At 61.2% G+C, this 1216-nt stretch carries 1 protein-coding gene; it reads left to right on the top strand.

Features of this window, described 5'->3' with window-relative positions; genetic code table 11:
* Positions 1 to 384: 384 nt before the first annotated feature.
* On the top strand, positions 385 to 870 hold the full coding sequence (locus H483_RS0120445) for a hypothetical protein (RefSeq protein WP_152428111.1): 486 nt from the start codon (positions 385 to 387) through the stop codon (positions 868 to 870).
* The last annotated feature ends 346 nt before the right edge of the window (positions 871 to 1216 follow it).

The following is a 1216-nucleotide window of genomic DNA, read 5'->3' as shown; positions in this document are numbered from 1 at the left end:
CTCTATCCGCTCCCACTGCTCATCGGTGAACTGGCGAAAACGTGACTTCGTCTGCCCCATACGGCCACGGTCTCGCGAGTCGCCACTCAACTATGGGAGACACGCCCTAGCTCGCCAGCAGTGCGCCAGGTTGAGCGATAGCCGACCATTCCTAAGCTGCAGTTCCAAAAACCTGCATGGGCGGTAATCGCTCCAGACAGTCGTTGTTAGCTCGAGGTTTCATTTCGAGGCGTCGACCCAGGCCACTCGGCTCGGGCCGATCAAATCTGGCGAACTCGCACGTCGCACGAATTAACCAGCCCGGCCACTCGGACACCAGGGATAGCTGACAAACCATCGCCGCCAGCGAGCCTGAAAGTGGCGTCAGCTGCTAACCTCGCCGCCATGAAACGTCGCGCATTAGTGCCGGTGCCCCTCGCTGTCGCAGCTATCACAATCACCGCAGCGAGTTCGGCCGCCGCGACCCCGCTCGCCGTGCCAGACGTCTCGGCGACGCTCGACGGCTCAACTGCAACCGTCGCGTTCACGACTCCGGACGAAGCAAGCATGTGCGGCAACATGATCTTGCCGCGCTCAACTGGCGATGAGCTGATTGAGTACGTCGACGCTCGCCCAACAGAATCGTTCGGCTTGTCAATTCCGAGCGACAGCCTGTGGCCCCTGCCTGGGACTGACATCGTCACGCCTACCGGCGAGACACTAACGACCACGCTCGCCGGGATGGACGACGGGGATTACACCGCCGTGTCAGTGTGCACCGCCACCATCGATGGGCAGACGTACAACACCTACGGCTACGAAGAATTCTCCATCGACACGACGCCAACCCTCGGCAGCCTCGACAGTTTGTTCGGCAGCCTTGGGGAGTAAAACTGCCGCACCTAATACCCGAGCTGCCCTACGATTCGCGGCTCGCTAGCGCCAAGCTCGCCAACCCGCTACCCCAGGGTATGCACAAACGCTCCCACGACCTGATGCCTAGGAAACGCCTGTGCAGAGCCCCGGGCCGGCGAGCAGGCGCTAACCTGCACGTATGTTAACGCCGATAACTTATATTATGTAAAGCGGCACTTGTCGTAATCGACAGCTGGCGCTTGACGAAGCCTTTGGCACAGGCGGACACTGCAGGACATGGAGACCCCTCGCCTGGTCGAGCTCATCGACGCCCATAAGCGCGCCTACGGTGTCAGCGAGTCCGAGCTGGCCCGCCGAATCG

It is taken from the genome of Dietzia sp. UCD-THP, assembly GCF_000349585.1.
In the GTDB taxonomy this organism is placed as follows: Bacteria; Actinomycetota; Actinomycetes; order Mycobacteriales; family Mycobacteriaceae; genus Dietzia; species Dietzia natronolimnaea_A.
Note: the sequence above shows the minus strand (reverse complement) of the source record. Positions and strands in the feature narration are given on the sequence as shown.

What these genes read in the sequence shown, in the direction of transcription:
- H483_RS0120445 (WP_152428111.1), top strand. Translation starts at nt 385, where the DNA reads ATGAAACGTCGCGCATTAGTGCCGGTGCCCCTCGCTGTCGCAGCTATC.